The sequence below is a fragment of the Paenibacillus lentus genome (assembly GCF_003931855.1).
Taxonomy (GTDB): Bacteria; Bacillota; Bacilli; order Paenibacillales; family Paenibacillaceae; genus Fontibacillus; species Fontibacillus lentus.
Map to the genome: position 1 here is coordinate 2,564,761 of NZ_CP034248.1, position 22,564 is coordinate 2,587,324.

Below are 22,564 nucleotides of genomic sequence, written 5' to 3' on the forward strand. Positions count from 1 at the left end.
ATGTACGATATTATCTGTCGGAGACGAGGCGAGCGACATACCCAGGCATTTGACAAAACCAGATGAAAAATTGTACGCAGTATTTACAGTAAAGCATGTCTGACGACATCGGCAACCTGATCGAGAAGCTCGATCCCGACGGCACCCGCTGGCGTTACGCCTATTACGGCAACGGCATGATGAGCAAGGTCGTCCGTCCCGACGGCAAGGAAGTTATTTTCACGTATGACAGCCTGGGAAGGCGGATTGAGAAGCACTTTGACGGTGTAGTACACTGTTATGTGTGGGATGGAAATACAATCCTGCATGAGTGGGAAGCCGAGAGTCGGTTGGCTGGGGAGAGTAAGTATTTAGAGGATGGAGATTTTGAGTTTGGGCGGTCTCAGGCCATTTCTGATAAATCAGGGCAAGAACCCGATCCAGCAAGTCTCATCACTTGGGTTTTTGAAGACGGCACCTTCCATCCGGCAGCGAAAATTACGTCCGAGGGTCATTACAGTATCGTCACTGACCACCTGGGTACCCCTGTGGAAATGTATGATGAGCACGGGGAACGGGTATGGTCTTGTGAACTCGACATCTACGGGAATGTGAGAAAGTTTATTCTTAAGGGTGATCACAACGCCTGTCCGTTTCGCTACCCGGGCCAATATGAGGACGTGGAGACCGGGCTGTATTACAACCGTTTACGCTATTACTCGCCACATGAAGGCATGTACACGCAGCAGGATCCGATTGGTTTGGCTGGAGGCATACGCCTGTATGGGTATGTAGATGATCCGATTATTTGGGTGGATGTGTTCGGGCTTAAGAAGAATGGTGGCAGTAAGGGCAGCGATTCAACGGAGCAATGTCGTGGTGGGGGAACGGGTAAACTAGAAAGAAGCGAACATGCTGTACTAAGGAGCAAAGAGGGGAGACCAGTCGGTTCGGCAATTAATGATGTTCAGAAAGCTAGACAATCTGATGTTCTTGTCCAAGGAGATGGCAGGTGGGTTATCAAAGGAGACAATAGTAGAATTCATATTGTTGAAGCTGATGGAAGCCAAGTAATAACGTCATTTAAAAATCCAAGTAAGAACACCAATATGAGAATTCAAGATGGAAGATGGATAAGACCTTCAGAAGCTGAACTTCAACAATTTAAAGAGATATTCTCCGATTATGTGAGGTGGTAAAATGGAAATTTTAAAATATGAAGAAATTGCTAGTGTCACTTTGTTTGAACTGCGATTATCAGAAGGCGAATTGATGGTTTATGAAAATTGCATCGAGTTTGTGCTGGAAAATTGTTCTGAAGAACAACTATATGAATTAACAGGATGTGAAAATAGGGAGGAACTAGCATCTTATCAGGATGATTTAAAGAATTTGCTAAAAAACATTAATAAAGACTATTTGCCGAAAAAATATCAAGATTGAATCATTAAAACCTTGATTGGCTTCAGGGGGACTGACCCCCGTTTGTGAGACAGGGATCAAAACACCTAGCAAGTTTAAGCAGCCAGTCACCGGCGATTGGTTCATTTGAATTCAAATTGAGTAATAGTAAGCAGTGTAGTCTCGAACGGTCTGTACCACGTTAACCTCTTTGAGATAGAATGTTTCTAGACTTTAGCGTGGAATGAAACGGTTCAATGGGGGCATTATCAGCGGGCGTTCCGTTACGGGACATACTCATGGTAATGCCTTTTCTTTTATCGCAATTATCAGGGAATTTCTGGAAAATCAGGGCAAGAACCCGACCCAGCAAGTCTCATCACTTGGGTCTTTGAAGACGGCACCTTCCATCCGGCAGCGAAAATTACGTCCGAGGGTCATTACAGTATCGTCACTGACCACCTGGGTACCCCTGTGGAAATGTATGATGAGCACGGGGAACGGGTTTGGTCTTGCGAGCTCGACATCTACGGAAACGTAAGAAAGTTTATTCTTAAGGGCGATCACAACGCCTGTCCGTTCCGCTACCCGGGCCAATATGAGGACGTGGAGACCGGGCTGTATTACAACCGTTTCCGCTACTACTCGCCAAATGAAGGTATGTACACACAGCAGGATCCGATTGGGTTGAATGGAGGCATACGCCTGTATGGGTATGTAGACGATCCGATTATTTGGGTGGACGTATTTGGGCTTAAGAAGAATGGTGGCAGTAATGGCGGTAATTCAACGCATTGTGGTACGACTGGAAACGATTCTGATACAAATAGCAAGCTTTCAAAGAATGCGGAGCTATTGCGTACAGGTGGAAACGATACTACTGTGTTTGTAAAAAGTAAGGCTGATGCAGACGCTTTATTAAAGAAAGCTTTTCCAGATTATCAAAAAGTAAGAGGGGTTGGCCCACAGGATGCTTCTGGCATTAGAAAAAAGACAAAAATGGATCGCTTTAAACAAGGTGGGGCTTATCATAAGGATTACGCAATAGATCCAAAAACAGGGCGGGTTCGTGGACATGCTGATAATAATGATCACGGAACCTTCCCACATATAAATATTAAAAGGAAAGATGGAAAAAAAGTATTAATAAACATTATTAGAAAGTAGGCAATTTTAACAATGGCTAGTACTGAAAAATTTGTTCAATGGATTGAGAATGGAAAGCAATTGGGTAAGGTTTTTTCATTTGAATTAAATGGGAAAACATGCTGGTCGTCAGTCGGTATACAAAAATGGCAAGGGATATACAAAGTATACGTAGATGAAATCGAGGAAGAAAATATGGTTGCGGAAATATATTTAAGGGAGGAAATTAATCAATTTAATAATTTGAATGAAGCTCTAAATTTTATAGAGAAAAAAACTCGGACTAGTATAACGGATATGCAAATTTGTAAAGGACAGAAAGTATTTAATCCTAATTTTGAATAGTAAACAAACAAGCTTCCTGAAACTAGAAGACTAGTTTTACTCGTCAAGTAGACAATAAAAAAGTTCTTTTTAGGCGGTGATCGATTCCCGGAATTCTACTGGGGAAAGGTCGCCGCATTTTTCTGAAAGTGTTTATTGCTGTAGTTGATTTAATTAGCAATGGATCGGAACTTGTAAACTGAATATCTACTTCAGTAGGTGATCACACCGCTTGCCCATTTCGCTATTAGCCCCGTGAATGCATGTACACGTAGCAGAATCCGATTGGATTGGCTGGGAATAACCCTACATTTTATGGGTATGTACGAGATCCTAATGCGTGGGTGGATGAGTTTGGGCTAATGCCCTTCTGGAAATTGCTTAAATCTACAGGTATGGGTCATCATCCGATGCCACGGGTTTATGCAAAAAAATATGGCTTTCCTTTATTGGGTACAAACTTCAATTCGCCATCTTGGTATCCATACGAATTAGAGGGTTCTGATTTATTGCATAAGGAATTCCATGATGCGATTCGAAAAGAAGGAATCTCATTTAATGGTTCATTTAAAGGAACATCCGAAGAAGTTGTTGAAAAATTAAATAAGGCGTATAAGCCGTTTAAACAAAGGGGTTATATGAAAATTCCAAAAACAGGTGAAATTTTAGCTAAGAATGTAACAATTCAGGGAGCATTAAATAAGTCTTTAGAATGGGATAAGAAACAAAAAATTAAGATAGGAGCTATTCCTGTAATGAATTAATATGAGATTTGAACAAAAAAAGCGCCTCCTGTATGCTGGGTCTTGGAATGCGAACCATTCACTGCCCTAATTAGAAGGAGGACGCTCAAATGAAGTATAAGCTAAAAGAGAAACAGAATCAACGCATTTTGGACATTACAGATCAAACTTTGGTTGTCGGTGCAGATATTGCAAAGGACACCCATGTTGCCAGAGCGATCGATTTTCGCGGAATCGAGCTTGGCAAAGACTGTGTATTTGAAAACAGCCGTAAGGGACTCTCGAAACTCGTATCGTGGATGAAGGCATTGCAGAGGCAGTACGCCAAAACAGATATTGTGTTTGGCATTGAGCCCACCGGACACTACTGGTTTCCCCTGGCTGAGTTCTTGCAAGACAAGGGCATTCGTATCGTGGTCGTGAATCCTCATCATGTGCATAAGAGCAAGGAACTGGAGGATAACTCCCAGACTAAAAATGACTACAAGGATGCCAAAGTGATTGCGGATCTTGTCCGTAACGGTCACTATACCGAACCCCAACTACCGACTAGCGTTTACGCAGATTTGAGAATTCTCATGAATATGCGTGAGAAAACGATGGTCAGTTTGGGGCAAGTCCAAAGACGGATTCAAAACTGGCTCGATCGGTTTTTCCCGGAGTTTAACAACGTCTTTAAGAGCTGGGAGGGCAAAGCCGCGCTCGTCACGTTGACTGAGTTTCCATTGCCGCAAGAGATCGTAGCCCTTGGCGCCACTGCGATCCTCGGGCGATGGAAGCAAGACGTACAGCGAGCCGTAGGGATAAAGCGAGCTGAAAAGCTTGTGGAAGCTGCCTCTGAATCCATTGGACTCACAGAAGGTACCACTGCTGCTAAGTTAGAGTTACACACTTGGATGCAACAGTACGCCTTATTTACACAACAACTGGAAGAGATCATGAATCAAGTGGAGTTATTACTCAAACAGATTCCTGGCACACAGGAAATGCTCACTATTCCGGGTGTAGGAATCACGACACTTGCTGGCTTCCTAGCAGAAACCGGTGACCTATCTCGGTATAGCCACGGTCAACAGATTATCCGTCTCGCGGGACTTAACCTGCGAGAAAACAGTTCTGGAAAGAAAAAGGGTCGAACGACGATCAGCAAACGAGGTCGATCACGTCTTCGAGCACTACTTTTCCGAGCCGTGTTGCCCATGGTGGCAAAGAACCCGGAGTTTAAAGCGATGCATCAGTATTATACGCAGCGCCAGGTCAATCCGTTGAAAAAGAAACAGTCTATTGTGGCGCTTTGTGGAAAACTGATTCGCATTTTACACACGTTAGGCACAAGGAAAATCGTATACAATGCCGCTGATGTCTTAGGACCGGTTCGCCGGACTCAGCTTCAGTTGGCTGCTTAAATCAATCACGTTCAGGTCGATAGACTCACTATATGCTTAGGATCAATACAGAGACAATGGAAGCACGGATCAGCCGCAGGAACTATTCCATAAGGGCAACGACCCAGTAAAGGAGCGAGAAACAGCGTCCACCCCTTGAGAGGTAGAACGAAGGAATGTAAGGGCATAGACCCCGTGTGACATGGGAGGGTAAACCATCAAGGAAGTGTTGTGGATATCCAAGGTGCGATCATACGGAAACCACTTTTTTTTGGAAAATCCATTCCAATCTCTGTTCCCGCACACTGCCGAAAGGAAATAAATTCAATAAACTTCCCGTTATATCCACCTCTCGAGGTAGTCAATGTTAAAATTCTAAGGAAATGTGAGAAAGAGCGAGAAAATATTAATTTATAGTGGGAGGAAATTAATCAATTTGAGCATTTTGCATTAACCTGAGCCCTTGCTAGACAAAGGTTTTCAAACATAAAAAAAGGACTTCACCCCAACTTGGAGAAGTTTTCAAGTGACAAAACAAGAAAACCCAAGGGGGAGAAGTCACTATGTATATTCTACAAGAAAGTCTATTTTCCTTTGAAGAACTTCAAAAACTTGAATTTAAAGAACGTTTGCCTATCTTCTTCAGCGCCCTGGACTTACGGCCATATGCTAAAGAATTGAGAAGTCATTCACCCCGAGGTGCCGATGGGCACTGCCGACAAGGGATTCTTCGCGCATTGCTTGCAGCGCCACTGGAGAACATGGATACATTTAGCGGCTTGCATCGTCGTCTGGATATGGATCTTCGTTTCCGTTACCAATGCGGACTCAGGCTTGATCGAAAAGCTCCATCAATCGCCACATTAAGCCGCGTTTTCACTGAGCTAACGAATAAGGGATTGGCAAAACGTCTGTTTGAGGATCTCGTCACACGCTGTAAGCAGGAAGGAATCATCGATGGAAGTCACGTGGCGATGGACAGCGCAGCGATCCATGCCTACGAGAAGAAACAGCCGAAGCGCAAAAGTGAGCTGACGGGGAATGCCAACTGGGGCGCGAAGTTTGACTCCTTTGGTAACAAGGTCAAGTGGTTCGGCTATAAGCTTCATCTTGCTGTCGACACCGCTAGCGAACTGCCCCTGGCCCTCTCGGTTACACCGGCTCATGTCAATGACGGTGATCTGGCACCCGCTCTCATGGAACAAGTGGCTGCCGATGCGAAAGTGAAGTTCTTTGTGTTTGATGCTGGGTATGACCAACTTAAAAACTATGAAGCGGCACGGAAGCTCAAAGCGCAAGCGATTATCCCGATGAATCTTCGCAATGAGAAGGAACCGCCTGCAGGTATAACATCTAACGGTACACCTTGCTGCTCCATGGGTTTTGCCATGACATACTGGGGAGTAGATGGCGATCACCTGAAATTCCGGTGTCCCCATGCGACCGGCAAGGTGGATTGTCCGCTGGGGATGGCAGCCTGTTCATCTTCCAACTATGGAATGGTGCTCAAGGTTGATACAAAAAGCGATTTGCGCCGTTATTCAAGTCCGCACCGGAACACGAAACGTTGGCAAGAACTTTACAAAGAAAGAACGAGTGTAGAACGCTGCAACTCCCGAATGAAAACCTATTTGACCGCAGACGCCATGCATGTTTGGGGCATAGAGAAAGTCATAACTCACCAATATTTAAATGCAATTGTATTGCTGGCTTCTGCCCTGGCAATGGCTCAGAAATACAGAAAAGTCGCTGCTTAAAATTTTGAATGCGCAGAAAATTCTGCAGGTCTGCCCATTTTTGAAAACCGAGTGGATTTAGCTGAAAATGCACCACCAACTAGGTCTAGGTTCTGCTATTCAATTCTCAAATAGGGAATTATGCAAAATGCTCAATTTAATAATTTGAATGAAGCTCTAAATTTTATAGAGAAAAAAACTCGGACTAGTATAACGGATATGCAAATTTGTAAAGGACAGAAAGTATTTAATCCTAATTTTGAATAGTAAACAAACAAGCTTCCTAAAACTAGAAGTCTAGTTTTACTTGTTAAGTAGACAATAAAAAAGTTCTTTTTAGGCGGTGATCGATTCCCGGAATTCTACTGGGGAAAGGAAAGGTCGCCGCATTTTTCTGAAAGGTGTTTATTGCTGTAGTCGATTTAATTAGCAATGGATCGGAACTTGTAAACTGGATATCTACTTCAGTAGGCGATCACACCGCTTGCCCATTTCGCTATTAGCCCCGTGAATGCATGTACACACAGCAGGATCCGATTGGGTTGGCTGGAGGCATACGCTTGTATGGGTATGTGGACGATCCGATTATTTGGGTGGACGTGTTTGGGCTTAAGAAGAATGGTGGCGGTAAGGGCGGTAAACAAACGCGTTGTAGTGCTGGTGATACAGATGATTACGGTGAGTGGTTGTTCAACAAACGGGCCAGATTATTGAAATTTTCAGGGGGTTGGAATAATGAATGACTTTTATACGGCATTAAATTATGTAGATAAAATGATCTACGAGCCAAATGACTTAACTGTAAAGTCGGTTCAAGAAGAAAAGCAAAATTCTAAGTATGGTGCTGGTACATTTCAATTATCCTCGAGAACAGTTCGTTTCAGAGTTGCAAATATAACCCCCACCAAAGTAGGGCAGTTTGTTGCATTTTGGGAAAAGGACATGAATAATAAAAAGTCAACCTTACTTATACGAGGAAGCCCCTGATTTATTAGTTATAACTCAGACTGTTGAAAAAGCCCCTATCTAGATCACATTACCGCGTTAATTTGGTATAATATAGGTAATATATTGAAAGTGTGGTGTGCGAATTGCCTAACATTCAACAAGATAGAAATCAAATTGAATTGGTTAGTATAGATATGCTTGTACCAAAAGATCATTTACTACGAATCATTGATGAAAACGTAGATTTTTCATTTATTACGGAGATGACTCGCCCCTACTATCACGGCACATTAGGGAGGCCTCCAATTCACCCGATTCGCCTTTTCAAAATGATGCTGATTGGTTATTTGTATGGCATTCACTCCGAAAGGCAATTAGAGCAAGAAATTAAAACGGACGTAGCCTACCGCTGGTTCCTCGGTCTAGGCTTAACGGATCCTGTGCCGGATCACTCGACGATTAGTTACAACCGTAATGTGCGATTCAAAGGATCTACCATTTTTCAAGACATTTTTGACGAAGTAGTCCGTTTGGCCATCCGTCATAACATGGTAGGGGGACGTGTTCTCATTACTGATTCAACGCACATCCAAGCTAACGCGAATAAAAATCGTTCATCGATGCAAGTTGTGACGGAAACGCCCCTTGAATATTTAAAAGAATTGGAGACAGCTGTTAATCAAGAACGAGAGCGTCATGGAAAAAAGCCGCTGCCGCCCGTGAAAAACGAAACGATTGAAAAAAAACTGCGAGTGAGTAACACCGATCCAGAAAGTGGCTTTATGAAGCGTAAAGGCAAACCCGAAGGGTTTTATTATTTGGATCATCGTACAGTCGATCACAAATTCAATCTCATTACGGATGTCCATGTTACCCCTGGAAATGTGAATGACTCAACCGTTTATATAGAAAGACTTCAAAGACAGATCGATACATTTGACTTTCACAATACGTTAGAAGCTGTTGCTTTGGATTCAGGATATATGACGCCCTACATATGCAAAAAAACAAGCGAGATGGGTATTTTCAGTGTCATCGCTACTCGTAATGCCCCTACAGCAGAGGGGACTATACCCAAAGAAGAGTTTTCCTATGACCCGCAACAAGACGCTTATATATGTCCCAATGGATCTAAGCTGACTTACCACACAACTAATCGCAATGGATACAAAGAATATATGTCCAACCCTGACTTATGTGGCCAATGCCCATTATTGGATAGCTGTACATCAAGCAAAAATCGTAAACGTAAAATTCAGCGGCATGTTTGGGAAGGGTTTAAAGAGCGAGTAGAAGCGAATTACCGTAGCTCTTCAGGACAGATCTTGTATAAGCTCCGTTGTAAAACAGTTGAGCGAAGCTTCGCGGATGCCAAAGTGCTCCATGGGCTTCGCATTTCCCGTTTGCGTGGCCGGGAAAAAGTGCAGGAACAAGCACTGATGACTGCCATAGTGCAGAACATTAAGAAAATAGCAAGGCACCTAGCCAAGCTTTTTTCTCGTACAAACGGGAACTCACCTTATATTTTAATCCTTTCGATTCTGGATTTCCGTGGAAAGTATGTTTTCTTGCATAGAAAATCAATTACTTCAACAGTCTGATTTCCTACATTTAGTTCAGGGCTATAAAGGTAATTTTTAAGGACTAAATGTATTTCCTCCATCTAGATCACAGCATTTTACCTAATCTGCCTGCATAGCTCATTTCTAACTGTACGAAATACAGCTAGTTTGTGCTTTCACCGGTAAACAACGGATTCTAAATGTAACAAATACAGTTAGTATGAGCTAACTGGCTAACAATGGATAGTCCGGTGGATACCCAATAAAGAAAACGAATGGCGGACAACGCAACAACAGCAGCAGTAGTGAAACAGTAGGCAGTGTAAAAGTGAGCCGACCGCGTCATGCAGCGAGACACCGCGTGCTGGAAGCTGCGCTTAGCGAATAGAAATTAACAGAAAGTAACAATATCGAACAATAAAGTAATGCACCAACGAGGCAATGCGGGTAGCGAGGCAACATGGGTAACGGGGTAACGTGGGTAATGAAACGCGAAGTACAAGTAACAAATCTCAAGCCCATTGAAGCTGCTGCGATGCCTCCCCCATCGTCGATCAGTACACCTACGCCAGCGGCAGCTCCAAACCATTGAACAGAACAAATCGCAAACAGTACAACTATAAAGCACGCTACGTAGACGAGCAACATTCGGCAAGCAGCAACTACGCAGACAAGCATCAATCTTGCGGGCAAGCAGCTACTACGCAGACAAGCATCAATCTTGCGGGCAAGCAGCTACTACGCAGACAAGCATCAATCTTGCGGGCAAGCAGCAACTACGCAGACAAGCATCAGTCTTGCGGGCAAGCAGCAACTACCCAGACCAGCAATAATCATACAGACAAGCAGCAATGCAGCAATTACGCAGAGTAAACATCCTGGTGCCCAAGGAGTTTACTTCTGCATTCTACTGAGAATGGTGCCAAGTGTTCCGATATCGATCGGATCGGTTGCCTTCCATTCTGGACTGATTCCGGCGTTTGCAATGAGCCATTCGCGGCCGTTTTCTTTCCAGTTCTTTGTTTTTCCTGGATCGGCCGGGTCTGGCTGTATGTCTCCCTTAGGCTTCAAGCTCAAAAATTGAGCAATACCGTTCACATGTCCTTTGACGATGGCTTCAATGACCTCCTGCTGCTTTAGCTTGCTTGCATCGTTAGCTACATCAATGAACAAATTCTCTGTCAGTACCGCAGGCATTTTGCTTTCTCTAAGCATATGAAGATTTTTGGTCTTCTGGCCCCTGTCCGTAACATTATAAGGCTTGAGTTCCGTCATAATTGCGTTATGCAGTACATCTTGTAAAGATTTCGATGCCGCAGATGCCGAAGTATAGCGGAAAGACTCGAATCCTCCAGCACCGCCCCCGGCGTTACAGTGAACGGAAATGAGGATATTTGCACCCGCCTGGTTGGCTTTGTTGGTACGTTCTTTTAAGGTGACGTCTGCATCTGTCGTGCGTGTGAGCAGCACCTTTACATCCGCGTACTGAGCTTCAAGTTGTTGCTTCATAGCGAGAGATATGCGGAGCGTGATATCCTTTTCCTTCAATCCATTACCAACCGCCCCCGGATCTTTGCCTCCATGCCCCGCGTCAATCCATACCGTTGTCATTGATCATTCGCTCCTTTCAACGCTTGCTTCACAAATTGATTTCCATATACCGCAAAAGCACCGGTAAGAATGCCTTGAATGAGCGATTCCGGCCCCCATCCAAGCAGCCAAACCGACAGCAGTACAGCGATCAGGGTAACAATATAGATGATGCTCCAGTCAGGCACTTTTGGCGTTTTTTTGAGAATATAGCCGATTACCCAACATGCCGCCACGACACCAAATAATATCGGATGAATAAGCTCAAAGATAACATTCCAATCCATCGTAATCTTCCTTTCCTGGTTTTAATACAGTTTATTCTTCCAAGCGGTCTATCCGTTTGTGTGCTTGCTTAGTAGATTCCTCTACTCGTGTTACTCGCTCTGATATTCCATCCACGCGCTGGCTTTGAATCCGCATGTCCACCCTGATATCATCGACACCGCGTTTGATGTATTCCACGTCCGTCTGCAGGGTCGCTCCAGCTTCTGCATCCTTGGCTGCATCCTGGCGTATAGACCGCGTGCGTCCCAACCAACCGAGTAAAATTCCACTAACGGCCGTCGCAATGGAGATAAGTATCGTAATTTCCATCCTGCTCCCTCCGTTTCAAAAAGAATAGCCCCCGAATTGGGGGCACAATTCACCGGAAATGACAAAAGCCGCTGATGCACTCAGCGGCTTCCGAACCTCTGTCGATTCATTTCCACAATACAAATTTAACACGTCTAAAGTCCAGTGCACGGACATGCCCTGGTCATTAGCCGGACACAAGGCGGACAACGTTCTGCAAAGGATCGACTCCTCCCCTAATTCTCAGCTGTACTTCTGGGCTGCCATGCGTGCGGTAGCCGACGTTACATGGCGGTGGTCATCTTAAAAAGGCTAACCTATCTTCACTCCTATAAAAAGAACACATATGACAAGTACAGAAATTAATAAAATAACAATAATAGACTTGGTTTTTAATTGATAATCTTTTCTCAAGGCTGCTGAAACCTCCCTTTACTCTAATTTAATTTTATGTGTGAATATCGCTCCTTCTAAATGCAATCATTGCAACAACAAGACAAACAGCAATAACAATCACAGCAATTAGCGTTGTTCGAATATACTCATTTATGCCCGATAGAGTAACAAGCTGAGAATTGATAACGTACTGTCCGCAAAATTTAAAAATTTGCGTCGTTAATGTGTGTTCGGAGACCGTACGCAATAGCGCAGACGTAGAGTCTTTGAAATAGCCGCTGAGCAGAAAATCACCGAATATGATGACAAAAGTGACGACGATGGCTGAAGCTGTTTTTTTAATAAGGATCCCGACCATCATCACGATGGCCGCATAAGCTGATAAATAGAGAAGGTTAAAAAAGAGAGCGGCTACCACAAAGGTTATATGTTCCTGAAAATTAACACTACCAATGGGTGAGCCCGTTACTAACACAAGTGCCATATATAAAGCATAGTACAATCCGAAAAACTGGATCATCCACCAGCCAATCACCTTGAGCTCCGATATATACTTCCCCATAAAGTATGATAATCGGCTTCGCCCAGAGGCGATAATATTTTTAACTGACCCGTATTCAAACCCCTCGGTTGCAAAATAACAGGCATGCAGTGGAATAATAAAATACAGCAAAAATGATAAGGAAATCGCCAGACGCAGTGGCTCGATCGGGTTACTTAATGCAAATCCTGACTTTGTACCAATCCAGATCGGCAATAGAATGCTAGCAAGCAAAAAAATAATACTGACCGCTCGATAGCTGGTATCTTTTTCCAAATAATAGGCTTCACCTTTCAGAAAATTTCTCATGAAACACGGCCTCCTATAAGATCCATATAGTAGCTTTCGAGATTCGGAGCGGATAAATGAAGACCCTCAATCGGAATTCCCTGCTGCAGGAAAAACGTCATCAATTTCTCCAGCTCCATGCTATCCTTAGGGATTTGAATCTCGCCGTTATTCATGAGTGCTACCGTGGCGATATTAAGCTTTTCTTTCAAGATGTGCATAACCTCAACCGGCTTTGGCGTTCGAACACATATTTGGCTTGCCGCGGATTTTAACAATTCCTCGGATGAGATTTCTTTAACTAATCTACCTTTATGAATAAAGCCAAATTTTGTAGCCAGTAGCTGCAATTCGCTTAAAATATGGCTTGATATTAAAATCGTTACTCCTTTCTCCTTCGCTAAGTATTCGAGAATTTTACGCATCTCAACAATGCCTGAAGGATCAAGGCCATTAATTGGCTCATCCAACACTAGAAATTTAGGGTTATTGAGCAGGGCGATCGCAATGCCAAGACGCTGCCGCATGCCGAAAGAATACTCAGAAACCCTTTTATCTCCTACTTCCCTCAAAGATACTATTTCCAAAACCTCAACAATCCTACTGGCATCGTCAACCCCAAATACGCGGCTATAAAAAGTCAGGTTTTGCTGCGCTGTCATATGTGGATAAAGAGCAGGAACTTCGATGAGAAACCCGACACTCCGCCTGGCTGATCGAAGTTCCTTGCCACTTTTTCCAAACAGCGAGATTTCGCCTCTTGTCGGAAAAACTAACCCTGCAATGATTCGCATAAGTGTCGTTTTACCAGCGCCATTTTCCCCTATGAAACCGTAAATATCTCCTGCCTGTATCGACATCTGAATATCTTGGAGTACCAAAGATGAACCGTATCGTTGGGTTAACCCTTTTGCTTCAAAAATAGTTTGCACAAAAAACACTCCTCTGACTTCTCCGTTAGAGGTACTATAGCAGCTGTCTATCAACAAATTAGAGCTATGGTTAAAATTAAGGTTGTTCATGTCATTTTTAAGAATTTATCTCAGATGCACTTGGAGTTATTTCCAAAACTGATTATATTAGTTGTTGAATTGATCATATGTAAAGGAATGGTATTATGATTCGTATCGCAGTTTGCGACGATGACTTTCAAACCACAGAGCAAATCGAACTGCTTTTGCTGATGCTGCAAAAAAATATTCTCGAAAAAATAGAAGTGGCCATCTATTACTCCGGTGAAAGCTTTGCCAAGGCTATTCAGGATGGTTGCCCCTTTGATATTGTGCTTATGGACATTGAAATGAAGGGAATGGATGGGATTCAAGCAGGGCATCTGCTTAGATCAAACGTGGATAATGACTCCGTACAAATGATTTATATATCCAGTCATGAACAGTACCATGTGCAGCTATTTGATGTTCAGCCCTCGGGGTTTATCAGAAAACCCTTCGATCAAGAAAGCTTTCAATGCAAGTTAATACCGGCTCTGCAAAGGGTACTGGCTAAACGCCAGCAAGCAAAATTAAATTTTTTACCTATTCAAAAACAAGGGCGTGAGCTGCTGATCCCTGTACGTGATATTGTCTATTTGGAAAGCAGGGCGAGGAAGGTTCTGCTGGTTACTAGAAGTGAGCAGATCGAGTACTACAGTACTTTAAATGAGGAGGAACAGAAGCTTCATACTGGCCGTTTTGTGAGAATTCATCAGTCGTATATCGTCAATTTTTATTTTGTAAAAGAGATCAGCTATAAAAAAGTCGTGCTCGTTACCAATAAAGAATTGCCAATCAGCGAGAAAAAAAGCGCCTCCGTGAAAAAAAGCTATATAAAGTTCAGGGGGGATTTACTTGCATAGTGTGTTTTGGGAAGAATTTTTTTATCTGACAACTCTCCCGGCGTTAGCTTGGATTATTCACTTTTTTTTCAGCAACTGCTTTACGTGTCGCATAGAAAGAACTGTCTACCTCAGTTTATTGTACGTGTTGCATTTGCTGTGCACTTCGGCGCTGCATTTTACTTCCCTCCCTGGGGTCGTATTGCTTACGTTAAACACACTGTTAATTGTAGGGCTATCTTTGCTTTACCGGGGCAATCTCAGGTGGCGAATATACGCAGCACTCTTTGTCACCGCCCTGATCTTTCTAAGCGATACCGCATTGGCACCTATGTCTCTGACGAACGGTTATATCCTGAATCTCTTTCTATCCAAAATCCTCATGTTTTTACTGGTGCTCATATCCGTTCGCCTATTTCGATCCTTTGGCGATGGATTTTTATCTAGCTGGCACTGGCTATTTTTATTTCTGTGCCCGTTATTCAGTATGCTGGTTACCGCCAAGTTGGCCAATCATCTCACCTTTCGGTCAAATACGTTCCTTTTTCCGATGTTGTCCAGCGGGCTGTTACTTATTAATTTTTTGATTTTCCTGCTATACGATCGCATTTTGTACATACAGATAACGCTATCTAAAAACAGTTTGCTAGAGCAGAATAACGCATACTATGTGAATCAATATTTGTTGACAAAAGAGAGGCAGCAGGAAATCTATAAATTCCAACACGACTTCAAAAACATTTTGCTAGGCTTACGCGGCAAATTGCAGTCTGGAGAGGGACAGACCCATTTTCCAGCGGAACTGGACAAGCTTCTCGGCACCATTGAAAAAGCGCACGGCAGCTGCAGCAGCGGAAATGTAATTATCGATTCCATCATTAATTACAAGGAGCAGGCAGCAAAAAAGGAGCATATTCCTTTCTACCTGGATTTAAACATTCCAGCCCAGCTTGAGCTTGACACGATTGAGATCAGTGTCATTCTAGGAAACGCCTTGGACAATGCCATTGAGGCCTGTAAAGTAGAAGGGAACACAGAGCGGCATGTTAGAATTCAGATGCATTATCTTAACCAAAGCCTGTTTATAAAAATTCAAAACCCCTATGTGCATGAAATTCGCACGAATTTTAGGGGAGATATCCGCTCCACCAAATCCGGGAAACATATTCGTGGCCTCGGTTTAAAAAACATTCAACAAAGGATAAACGACTGTAACGGCCTGCTTGAAATCTCTTACGATGACAATCTTTTTACTATTGAAATCGTGCTGTTTCATATTCGGCGCAAGGATCAAGAGGAACTAAAGCCTGAAGCCTCAGGAATGATCTAGCCGATTCCAAGCTCGCTTAGCCGCTCCGTAATTCTGACCGGAATCAACTCGAAAAGCCGGTTCCAAGGCATCATCAGCTCAGACTTCAATCGGTAATCCTTGAATTCCAGCGATGGCGTGAAGGCGTAGGATTGCAAATGCTGCTTCACCCTGGTGTCGATCACCTCATTGCTGCTGAAGTGATCTTTGAACATCTCGTTAACGATGAGTCCATCGATTCCGGCCTGCTCATTGGCCGCTCGGTATAAATCGGGAAGAAGCTCGAACACTATCGGAATCGGAGAAAATGCATGCTTCCCAGGCTGAGAGTACAGTACGACATGAGTCCCGTCCGCCAAGTTCGACCGATCCTTCAGCAGTCCTTTTAAAATTTTTCCATGGAAGCTCGCTTCGCTGTCCAGTACCACGCCATCATGCCCCATATATACCCAAACATGCTTGAGTTCCATACAAATGCCCGATTTCGTAATCCCACCAAATGGCATATTCGATGACAAAGCTAACGCGCTCCTGACCAAACTCCAACTGGCGGCGAAAGGAAGGGAACCCTCCCGGTTTCTGAAAAATCGTAACGCCCACCGCATCTGGATAAAATGGATCGCGAAGGTCAAACATCAGATAGGGAGCATATTTCATCCATAGCTCTACGGCAGATTGGCAATTATCCATTTTCACCTCAAGTCAACTCCTCTTGCAGAAATTTTCCTAACAGTAGAATCCTGCAGCTTCTGGATTAACAAGCCATGACCTCGCCTGCATTTGGTTAACTTGCCCCAGCTGATCCCACTCAAAGGTCAAATGTGCTCCCAAGCTGCTGCTGACCTGAGTTCGGTTGCTGTTCTCGTCGTACTGGCTGGCAACCTAGTAGCCATCCTGCCATTCTTTGGTGACGCGTTTAGCTGAGTCGTACACTTACTATTTCCCCATTATCGATTAATTGTTTTATGGCCCTGGATTAGTAAAAATATCAAGATCACTCTCAAGTGTTATCGGATGTTCAAAATCGAACATTTAGAATAAATATTGTTTTCCAGATAATCTTCAAAATCAATCGGGATAAAGGTGGCACTCGAAAACCATTTGGAAATCATCAAGGTATGGGTATTACTTTTCAAAACGCTGCGCTGAAAAATCTCCACCCTTTCCCCCTTTACGATTCCCATTTTTTCCGTTGCCGAATATTGGCCGATTAGCCACTCAGCAAGACACAAAAACTTATCGCTATCGCCTTAAATTTTTAACGGAAAAAACACTCAATGAAAACAGACACGAGAATAATCTCTCGTATCTTTTGTATCTTATTTCTTATTTTCCTTATTCCACAATCGCGCCCGGTTGGTGAAGATTAAAAAGAATACAGTTCTATTATTTTTTCTAAAGATAATTTATTCGGATTACACATATCAACAAAATAGGGTAACTGCCATTTTTGAGTTTTCATCGCTTGTTTGCTGTTCGGACTATCCCAGATTGGATATACTCTTATTGCCATTTTTCCCTTTGTTGAAGTAGACCTAAGAATATCCTTTTTTAGAAGAACTTCTTTTGGAAAAATAAATTGACCAAACTCATTTTCATTTTTAAAGGTAGTTATACAGACTGTTGAAGTAATTGATTTTCTATGCAAGAAAACATACTTTCCACGGAAATCCAGAATCGAAAGGATTAAAATATAAGGTGAGTTCCCGTTTGTACGAGAAAAAAGCTTGGCTAGGTGCCTTGCTATTTTCTTAATGTTCTGCACTATGGCAGTCATCAGTGCTTGTTCCTGCACTTTTTCCCGGCCACGCAAACGGGAAATGCGAAGCCCATGGAGCACTTTGGCATCCGCGAAGCTTCGCTCAACTGTTTTACAACGGAGCTTATACAAGATCTGTCCTGAAGAGCTACGGTAATTCGCTTCTACTCGCTCTTTAAACCCTTCCCAAACATGCCGCTGAATTTTACGTTTACGATTTTTGCTTGATGTACAGCTATCCAATAATGGGCATTGGCCACATAAGTCAGGGTTGGACATATATTCTTTGTATCCATTGCGATTAGTTGTGTGGTAAGTCAGCTTAGATCCATTGGGACATATATAAGCGTCTTGTTGCGGGTCATAGGAAAACTCTTCTTTGGGTATAGTCCCCTCTGCTGTAGGGGCATTACGAGTAGCGATGACACTGAAAACACCCATCTCGCTTGTTTTTTTGCATATGTAGGGCGTCATATATCCTGAATCCAAAGCAACAGCTTCTAACGTATTGTGAAAGTCAAATGTATCGATCTGTCTTTGAAGTCTTTCTATATAAACGGTTGAGTCATTCACATTTCCAGGGGTAACATGGACATCCGTAATGAGATTGAATTTGTGATCGACTGTACGATGATCCAAATAATAAAACCCTTCGGGTTTGCCTTTACGCTTCATAAAGCCACTTTCTGGATCGGTGTTACTCACTCGCAGTTTTTTTTCAATCGTTTCGTTTTTCACGGGCGGCAGCGGCTTTTTTCCATGACGCTCTCGTTCTTGATTAACAGCTGTCTCCAATTCTTTTAAATATTCAAGGGGCGTTTCCGTCACAACTTGCATCGATGAACGATTTTTATTCGCGTTAGCTTGGATGTGCGTTGAATCAGTAATGAGAACACGTCCCCCTACCATGTTATGACGGATGGCCAAACGGACTACTTCGTCAAAAATGTCTTGAAAAATGGTAGATCCTTTGAATCGCACATTACGGTTGTAACTAATCGTCGAGTGATCCGGCACAGGATCCGTTAAGCCTAGACCGAGGAACCAGCGGTAGGCTACGTCCGTTTTAATTTCTTGCTCTAATTGCCTTTCGGAGTGAATGCCATACAAATAACCAATCAGCATCATTTTGAAAAGGCGAATCGGGTGAATTGGAGGCCTCCCTAATGTGCCGTGATAGTAGGGGCGAGTCATCTCCGTAATAAATGAAAAATCTACGTTTTCATCAATGATTCGTAGTAAATGATCTTTTGGTACAAGCATATCTATACTAACCAATTCAATTTGATTTCTATCTTGTTGAATGTTAGGCAATTCGCACACCACACTTTCAATATATTACCTATATTATACCAAATTAACGCGGTAATGTGATCTAGATAGGGGCTTTTTCAACAGTCTGAGAAAATACATCTAGCGGATATTCTCCCGTAACGAAGTGGATATCCTCCAGTAACGAAGTGGATATCCTCCCGTAACGAAGCGGACATCCTCACGTAAACGAAACCGACACTCGCCCGTAAACGAACTACCCATTTTCAGACGAGCCGTAACGAACAGTCCCATCCCAGTGATCTCCAGCCTGGATCCAAAGAAGTAAGGGGAAGGCAGGCAAATTTGCCCTTGACGAAGCCTCCTGCTCCCTTTTTTATGACCAATATACGCTAAAAAGAATATACAGCACATATATGCATGCGAACATAATGCAGAACGCTATAATCCACAGTATTCCTTTTCCCTTGCCTCTATACCTTTCACCTAGCTTCCACACGATGTTATTCCTCCTCCATTCATTACTGTTTAACTTTTAACGCTTAATTATGAGACTTTACTAGATGCCACATGGCACTTTTCATTACCTTTTACAACTCCATACAATTTTCGCTATCACTATCATTACCCCATTATCATCGCAGTGACAGTCAAACTACAGTCACAACAACCATCACGAAGAGATCATTACCATTACCATTATCGTAAGCGTCACCATTACCGTAACCAAGAACGTAACTGCGAACGTAACGGACCACCACCACAACCGCAACCAAGAACATAACCAAGAACGTAACCACAATCGTAGCGACAACCGTAGCCACTAACGTAATTACGCCAACATTTAACATTACTCGCTATTACTAATACTTAACATTCCCGCGAGCGGTCGAAACCAAACCGATCCGGATGAAAAGAGAGTTTCCGGTGCCTTTTTCCACTTGTTAAAGGAACGTAAGTTCGTATATAATACAAACAAACGTTCCTGTTAAAGGGTGATTCTGGTGAAAAAATACATGAACCAAGTGGTCGAGATCATTTACATGGATCGCAGAGGGAAAATTACGCAACGTTCGATTTATATTCATGCCATACGCCATGGGCTAGTGCGGGCAACATGCCAGCTGACGGGATCTCCCAGAGCTTTTAAAATGGAGCAAATTCTAGCTCTTCGGCCTGTAAGGCAAATATCAAACCAGATTTCAAAGAAATTTCCCAAGCAGCCTACAAAGCAGTCTCCAAAGCAACCTACAAACCAGTCTTTAAACGAACCTCTAAACCAGCCATTGAAGCAGTCCTTACCTTTGAGAGGAGGAAAATACCATGTTTCCTGATCTGGAACGCAAACTGCTGCGGATTATTCATAACTATTGGTCACAGCGGCACCGAATGCCGACGATGACAGAGCTTGAACGCACGACTGGTAGATACGAACCAGACATTGTAGCAGGACTACAACAATTGGAGATAGAAGAATATCTTCACTGGCCGGATAAATCCACGTTGTTCAGCTTGAAGCTGCTTCATGCTCCCCAGTTTGAAGAGAGAGCAGTAAGCAAGGCGCGGCGAGGGATGCGCAGTGATATTGAGTATTGGACGAATTATTGAAGCCGCTACATATATTTCTAATTTTATAATCTTTAGAACAAGGGTTGTCTGGCATGATGCTAAGGCAATCCTTGTTTTGTTGTATTGAGCCTTATATTAGGTGAATTAGAGAATTCACGGTAAAAAGGAAGTAGAGCTGATTTTTTGAAATTTTATATTTTATATTTTATATTTTCCGTGCGAATGCGACAAAGGATATATTGACCAATGGAAAAATAAGGGTTAAAGTTAAGTTACACAATATACCAATACTCTCGTTTTGTGGTTTGTTGTTTCTTCTTAGTATCTTAGTTTTGAAAATGGTATAGGGGGTGATTGCTGCTTTGAATCTTACAACGACGATATGCGAAGAACTGGAAGATTTCATGAAGAGGGAGGCGATGACGCTTCATCTTTTTGCAGAGAAATCCGGAGTTAACGCAGGTACGTTAAGTGGTATATTAAATGGCAATCGGCCAATCGCAATTATGCAGTTAGACCGCATTACGCATGTGATGGGCCTCCCTGAAGGAAGTTTATATGAACTGTTTATCAATGAGTGCTTTATCTCGGCTGCTCCTCATTGGCGACGATTGCGTCCGTTTTTGCTTCGTTGTGCTGAACTGAAGAAGCTTGACTGCATACGTGCGGTTGTATCTCGTTTGCTTGAAGATCTGAAGCAGATTACTGGAATTTTTGAAACGGCTGAATTAATGTTCGAGCAGGGATGGTATGAAGCGGCTACTATAATGTATGAATGTGTAATCGAAAGTGAAAGATCGAACCATTCTGAGAGACTCGCGATAAGTTATTATAGAATTTTTCAAATTGATAGCATAGGTGGATATAATAGTATAGAATCTGCTATAAAATTTATTCCCTATAGGCATAGACTCCCAGTGAATTATTCACTTGATGGCCTTATTATGTTAACGGAGTTGTACTATGTCTATAAGAAATGGGAAGAAGTTGAGAACTATGCAGATGAGATGATTGATTTAACTAACGCTTTATATAAGAATCAACAATGGCATGACTCTGACTTTACACTTGCACGGCCTTTGGTTTATTACTACGGTAGAGGCTACTTGTACAAAGCAGCTTCTTATGATTATCGCAGAATGTTTGAAGAATCCAGAAGATGGATTGCAGAATATGCGGATCTCAGCTGGTTTGAAGGATTGGATAAAGCAGGATGGCTGGAAGTTGAAAGATATAAAATGTTTGCAGAAGCAAATCTACTCTCTGTAGATATTAAAGATGGGAAACGATCAAGAATAGCTGAATATGTACAATTCTTGGAAGAGAATCCAAGTGAAATTTTAGAGGGATTAATCACTTTACTCGAATCAGCAAATCGTTATAAATTTTTTGTAGATGAGCACCTGGAGAAATTTGCGGGTGAAATTCAATTCTATAGCCGTATTAATCGAGAAAACCGTGGGAAATTAGGCGAGCTAAAGGTTCAGTACAAAGAACCATTTCACACCTTTCGTTGCTCATTGTTTTTTCAAAAGTACGCTATTTATTGTTTTAGAAAAAGGCTAATAAAAGACGGGGTGAGAAATACCCTACGCAGCTTTAAACATTCCATCAAAATCAATAGTAAACACAACATAGTTAACAGCATGGCACTATTTGAGTTTTATCGCAATTATACGACGAAGCAGCAACGTAATGCATACGTTAAATATTGTAGAGAGGTATGGGACTATGAAGAAGAATTTAATGAGGGTGACTACAATAATTCTTTGCTTTAGTATACCAGTCCAACATTTTATTGCGATGTTTTCACATGGTGCAGGTAACTAGGAAAAGCTAACTTGCTTTTCTGAGTAACATTCACCCGACCAGCTTCCAAAGCTGGTCTTTATTTTATTTATTTTTACCTAAAATTACAAAAAACGATTTTGCAAAATCGGTTTATAGGTCATATTATGCAACTTATCCTAAAATATCCATAAGGTGGTGTTTTAGGTGAGTGGAACAAAATCCAAATATATTAAACATAGAATAGAGGAAGAGCGGCAGCGGCTGGGGCTGCTGGCTAAGCAATATGGTTTGCAGGATATACGCGTGCTGAAGCAGTCTATGGAGCTGGATCAGCTGATTAATCAATATAACGAAGTAAAGTATGATTATATGCGCAGGAAAGAGCCGATTGCTTAGAGCAACCGACTCTGTGCAA

24 protein-coding genes and 4 pseudogenes are annotated in these 22,564 nt (G+C 42.6%); 16 read left to right on the forward strand and 12 right to left on the reverse strand.

Annotation, left to right across the window (positions count from 1 at the left end):
• Positions 1-95 precede the first annotated feature (95 nt).
• Together EIM92_RS11450 and EIM92_RS11455 are read left to right on the forward strand one after the other, a co-directional pair.
• Positions 96-1,178: an RHS repeat domain-containing protein gene (locus EIM92_RS11450; RefSeq protein ID WP_125082740.1), complete on the forward strand. Its 1,083-nt coding sequence runs from the start codon at positions 96-98 to the stop codon at positions 1,176-1,178.
• Between the two features lies 1 nt (position 1,179).
• On the forward strand, positions 1,180-1,422 hold the full coding sequence (locus EIM92_RS11455) for a hypothetical protein (RefSeq protein ID WP_125082741.1): 243 nt from the start codon (positions 1,180-1,182) through the stop codon (positions 1,420-1,422).
• A 111-nt stretch (positions 1,423-1,533) separates the two neighbouring features.
• Here the strand turns inward: EIM92_RS11455 and EIM92_RS24735 are convergent.
• A pseudogene (locus tag EIM92_RS24735) lies at positions 1,534-1,699 on the reverse strand (IS3 family transposase); the annotation flags it as partial.
• 104 nt (positions 1,700-1,803) lie between these two features.
• Here EIM92_RS24735 and EIM92_RS24500 point away from each other — a divergent pair.
• The 9 genes and pseudogenes from EIM92_RS24500 (at position 1,804) to EIM92_RS11500 (ending at position 10,097) form a co-directional block, all read left to right on the forward strand.
• Positions 1,804-2,547, forward strand: a complete 744-nt coding sequence (locus EIM92_RS24500) for an RHS repeat-associated core domain-containing protein (RefSeq protein WP_484217429.1) — start codon at positions 1,804-1,806, stop codon at positions 2,545-2,547.
• A gap of 12 nt (positions 2,548-2,559) precedes the next feature.
• Positions 2,560-2,871, forward strand: coding sequence for a hypothetical protein (locus tag EIM92_RS11465; RefSeq protein WP_246021329.1), 312 nt, complete (start codon positions 2,560-2,562; stop codon positions 2,869-2,871).
• Between the two features lie 269 nt (positions 2,872-3,140).
• Positions 3,141-3,614 carry a hypothetical protein gene (locus tag EIM92_RS11470; RefSeq protein ID WP_164515082.1) on the forward strand — a complete coding sequence of 158 codons (474 nt, stop codon included), beginning with the start codon at positions 3,141-3,143 and terminating at the stop codon, positions 3,612-3,614.
• Between the two features lie 89 nt (positions 3,615-3,703).
• The gene (locus EIM92_RS11475) at positions 3,704-4,999 is read left to right on the forward strand and encodes an IS110 family RNA-guided transposase (RefSeq protein WP_125082745.1); all 1,296 of its coding nucleotides are present in this window, start codon (positions 3,704-3,706) and stop codon (positions 4,997-4,999) included.
• A 542-nt stretch (positions 5,000-5,541) separates the two neighbouring features.
• Complete coding sequence (locus tag EIM92_RS11480; protein WP_125081264.1) at positions 5,542-6,735, forward strand: transposase; 1,194 nt, start codon at positions 5,542-5,544, stop codon at positions 6,733-6,735.
• 521 nt (positions 6,736-7,256) lie between these two features.
• Positions 7,257-7,457 carry a hypothetical protein gene (locus EIM92_RS11485; protein ID WP_164515083.1) on the forward strand — a complete coding sequence of 67 codons (201 nt, stop codon included), beginning with the start codon at positions 7,257-7,259 and terminating at the stop codon, positions 7,455-7,457.
• A pseudogene (locus EIM92_RS11490) lies at positions 7,450-7,714 on the forward strand (MepB family protein); the annotation flags it as partial. The gene EIM92_RS11485 and the pseudogene EIM92_RS11490, both read left to right, overlap by 8 nt.
• A gap of 82 nt (positions 7,715-7,796) precedes the next feature.
• Positions 7,797-9,152 (forward strand): annotated as a pseudogene (locus EIM92_RS11495) (IS1182 family transposase); the annotation flags it as partial.
• Between the two features lie 660 nt (positions 9,153-9,812).
• Positions 9,813-10,097, forward strand: a complete 285-nt coding sequence (locus EIM92_RS11500) for a hypothetical protein (protein ID WP_125082747.1) — start codon at positions 9,813-9,815, stop codon at positions 10,095-10,097.
• 21 nt (positions 10,098-10,118) lie between these two features.
• Here the strand turns inward: EIM92_RS11500 and EIM92_RS11505 are convergent, their stop codons facing one another.
• The 5 genes from EIM92_RS11505 to EIM92_RS11525 form a co-directional block, all read right to left on the reverse strand.
• A complete protein-coding gene (locus EIM92_RS11505) occupies positions 10,119-10,835 on the reverse strand; it encodes an N-acetylmuramoyl-L-alanine amidase (RefSeq protein ID WP_125082748.1) in 717 nt (238 codons plus the stop codon).
• Entirely contained in the window at positions 10,832-11,101 is a 270-nt protein-coding gene (locus EIM92_RS11510) for a phage holin family protein (RefSeq protein WP_125082749.1), read from the reverse strand. The genes EIM92_RS11505 and EIM92_RS11510 overlap by 4 nt, the downstream gene beginning before the upstream one ends.
• A 31-nt stretch (positions 11,102-11,132) precedes the next feature.
• Complete coding sequence (locus tag EIM92_RS11515) at positions 11,133-11,411, reverse strand: hypothetical protein (RefSeq protein ID WP_125082750.1); 279 nt, start codon at positions 11,409-11,411, stop codon at positions 11,133-11,135.
• Between the two features lie 427 nt (positions 11,412-11,838).
• The gene (locus tag EIM92_RS11520; RefSeq protein ID WP_125082751.1) at positions 11,839-12,636 is read right to left on the reverse strand and encodes an ABC transporter permease; all 798 of its coding nucleotides are present in this window, start codon (positions 12,634-12,636) and stop codon (positions 11,839-11,841) included.
• Positions 12,633-13,547, reverse strand: a complete 915-nt coding sequence (locus EIM92_RS11525) for an ABC transporter ATP-binding protein (protein WP_164515084.1) — start codon at positions 13,545-13,547, stop codon at positions 12,633-12,635. Before EIM92_RS11525 ends, EIM92_RS11520 begins: the two co-directional genes overlap by 4 nt.
• Positions 13,548-13,732: 185 nt before the next feature.
• Here EIM92_RS11525 and EIM92_RS11530 point away from each other — a divergent pair, with 185 nt between their 5' ends.
• Both EIM92_RS11530 and EIM92_RS11535 read left to right on the forward strand, forming a co-directional pair.
• Positions 13,733-14,470, forward strand: coding sequence for a LytR/AlgR family response regulator transcription factor (locus EIM92_RS11530; RefSeq protein ID WP_125082753.1), 738 nt, complete (start codon positions 13,733-13,735; stop codon positions 14,468-14,470).
• A 1-nt stretch (position 14,471) separates the two neighbouring features.
• The gene (locus EIM92_RS11535) at positions 14,472-15,779 is read left to right on the forward strand and encodes a sensor histidine kinase (RefSeq protein ID WP_246021412.1); all 1,308 of its coding nucleotides are present in this window, start codon (positions 14,472-14,474) and stop codon (positions 15,777-15,779) included.
• Here the strand turns inward: EIM92_RS11535 and EIM92_RS11540 are convergent.
• From EIM92_RS11540 to EIM92_RS23690, 6 genes and pseudogenes are all read right to left on the reverse strand, one after another.
• Positions 15,776-16,228, reverse strand: a complete 453-nt coding sequence (locus EIM92_RS11540) for a hypothetical protein (protein WP_246021332.1) — start codon at positions 16,226-16,228, stop codon at positions 15,776-15,778. The genes EIM92_RS11535 and EIM92_RS11540 overlap by 4 nt on opposite strands.
• The gene (locus EIM92_RS24190; protein ID WP_246021335.1) at positions 16,191-16,454 is read right to left on the reverse strand and encodes a hypothetical protein; all 264 of its coding nucleotides are present in this window, start codon (positions 16,452-16,454) and stop codon (positions 16,191-16,193) included. The genes EIM92_RS11540 and EIM92_RS24190 overlap by 38 nt, the downstream gene beginning before the upstream one ends.
• A 670-nt stretch (positions 16,455-17,124) precedes the next feature.
• The gene (locus EIM92_RS24195; protein ID WP_246021413.1) at positions 17,125-17,406 is read right to left on the reverse strand and encodes a MepB family protein; all 282 of its coding nucleotides are present in this window, start codon (positions 17,404-17,406) and stop codon (positions 17,125-17,127) included.
• A 78-nt stretch (positions 17,407-17,484) separates the two neighbouring features.
• A pseudogene (locus EIM92_RS11545) lies at positions 17,485-18,840 on the reverse strand (IS1182 family transposase); the annotation flags it as partial.
• A 90-nt stretch (positions 18,841-18,930) separates the two neighbouring features.
• A complete protein-coding gene (locus tag EIM92_RS23685; protein ID WP_164515087.1) occupies positions 18,931-19,083 on the reverse strand; it encodes a hypothetical protein in 153 nt (50 codons plus the stop codon).
• 356 nt (positions 19,084-19,439) lie between these two features.
• Positions 19,440-19,613, reverse strand: coding sequence for a hypothetical protein (locus EIM92_RS23690; protein ID WP_164515088.1), 174 nt, complete (start codon positions 19,611-19,613; stop codon positions 19,440-19,442).
• 499 nt (positions 19,614-20,112) lie between these two features.
• On the opposite strand from EIM92_RS23690, the gene EIM92_RS11555 reads away from it, so the two are divergent.
• The 3 genes from EIM92_RS11555 to EIM92_RS11565 all read left to right on the forward strand — a co-directional run bounded on the left by EIM92_RS11555 (position 20,113) and on the right by EIM92_RS11565 (position 22,545).
• Positions 20,113-20,397 carry a hypothetical protein gene (locus tag EIM92_RS11555; RefSeq protein WP_125082756.1) on the forward strand — a complete coding sequence of 95 codons (285 nt, stop codon included), beginning with the start codon at positions 20,113-20,115 and terminating at the stop codon, positions 20,395-20,397.
• A gap of 323 nt (positions 20,398-20,720) precedes the next feature.
• Positions 20,721-22,136, forward strand: coding sequence for an XRE family transcriptional regulator (locus tag EIM92_RS11560; RefSeq protein WP_125082757.1), 1,416 nt, complete (start codon positions 20,721-20,723; stop codon positions 22,134-22,136).
• Positions 22,137-22,353: 217 nt separating this feature from the next.
• Positions 22,354-22,545 (forward strand): aspartyl-phosphate phosphatase Spo0E family protein, encoded by a 192-nt coding sequence (locus EIM92_RS11565; protein WP_125082758.1) that lies wholly within the window; start codon positions 22,354-22,356, stop codon positions 22,543-22,545.
• Positions 22,546-22,564 lie beyond the last annotated feature (19 nt).

Coding starts and splice junctions, on each gene's coding strand:
- EIM92_RS11555 (WP_125082756.1), top strand. CDS start 20,113: ATGTTTCCTGATCTGGAACGCAAACTGCTGCGGATTATTCATAACTAT.
- EIM92_RS11465 (WP_246021329.1), top strand. CDS start 2,560: ATGGCTAGTACTGAAAAATTTGTTCAATGGATTGAGAATGGAAAGCAA.
- EIM92_RS11480 (WP_125081264.1), top strand. CDS start 5,542: ATGTATATTCTACAAGAAAGTCTATTTTCCTTTGAAGAACTTCAAAAA.
- EIM92_RS11510 (WP_125082749.1), bottom strand. CDS start 11,101: ATGGATTGGAATGTTATCTTTGAGCTTATTCATCCGATATTATTTGGT.
- EIM92_RS23685 (WP_164515087.1), bottom strand. CDS start 19,083: ATGGGACTGTTCGTTACGGCTCGTCTGAAAATGGGTAGTTCGTTTACG.
- EIM92_RS11540 (WP_246021332.1), bottom strand. CDS start 16,228: ATGGAACTCAAGCATGTTTGGGTATATATGGGGCATGATGGCGTGGTA.
- EIM92_RS11450 (WP_125082740.1), top strand. CDS start 96: ATGTCTGACGACATCGGCAACCTGATCGAGAAGCTCGATCCCGACGGC.
- EIM92_RS11505 (WP_125082748.1), bottom strand. CDS start 10,835: ATGACAACGGTATGGATTGACGCGGGGCATGGAGGCAAAGATCCGGGG.
- EIM92_RS11475 (WP_125082745.1), top strand. CDS start 3,704: ATGAAGTATAAGCTAAAAGAGAAACAGAATCAACGCATTTTGGACATT.
- EIM92_RS11515 (WP_125082750.1), bottom strand. CDS start 11,411: ATGGAAATTACGATACTTATCTCCATTGCGACGGCCGTTAGTGGAATT.
- EIM92_RS11455 (WP_125082741.1), top strand. CDS start 1,180: ATGGAAATTTTAAAATATGAAGAAATTGCTAGTGTCACTTTGTTTGAA.
- EIM92_RS11520 (WP_125082751.1), bottom strand. CDS start 12,636: ATGAGAAATTTTCTGAAAGGTGAAGCCTATTATTTGGAAAAAGATACC.
- EIM92_RS11530 (WP_125082753.1), top strand. CDS start 13,733: ATGATTCGTATCGCAGTTTGCGACGATGACTTTCAAACCACAGAGCAA.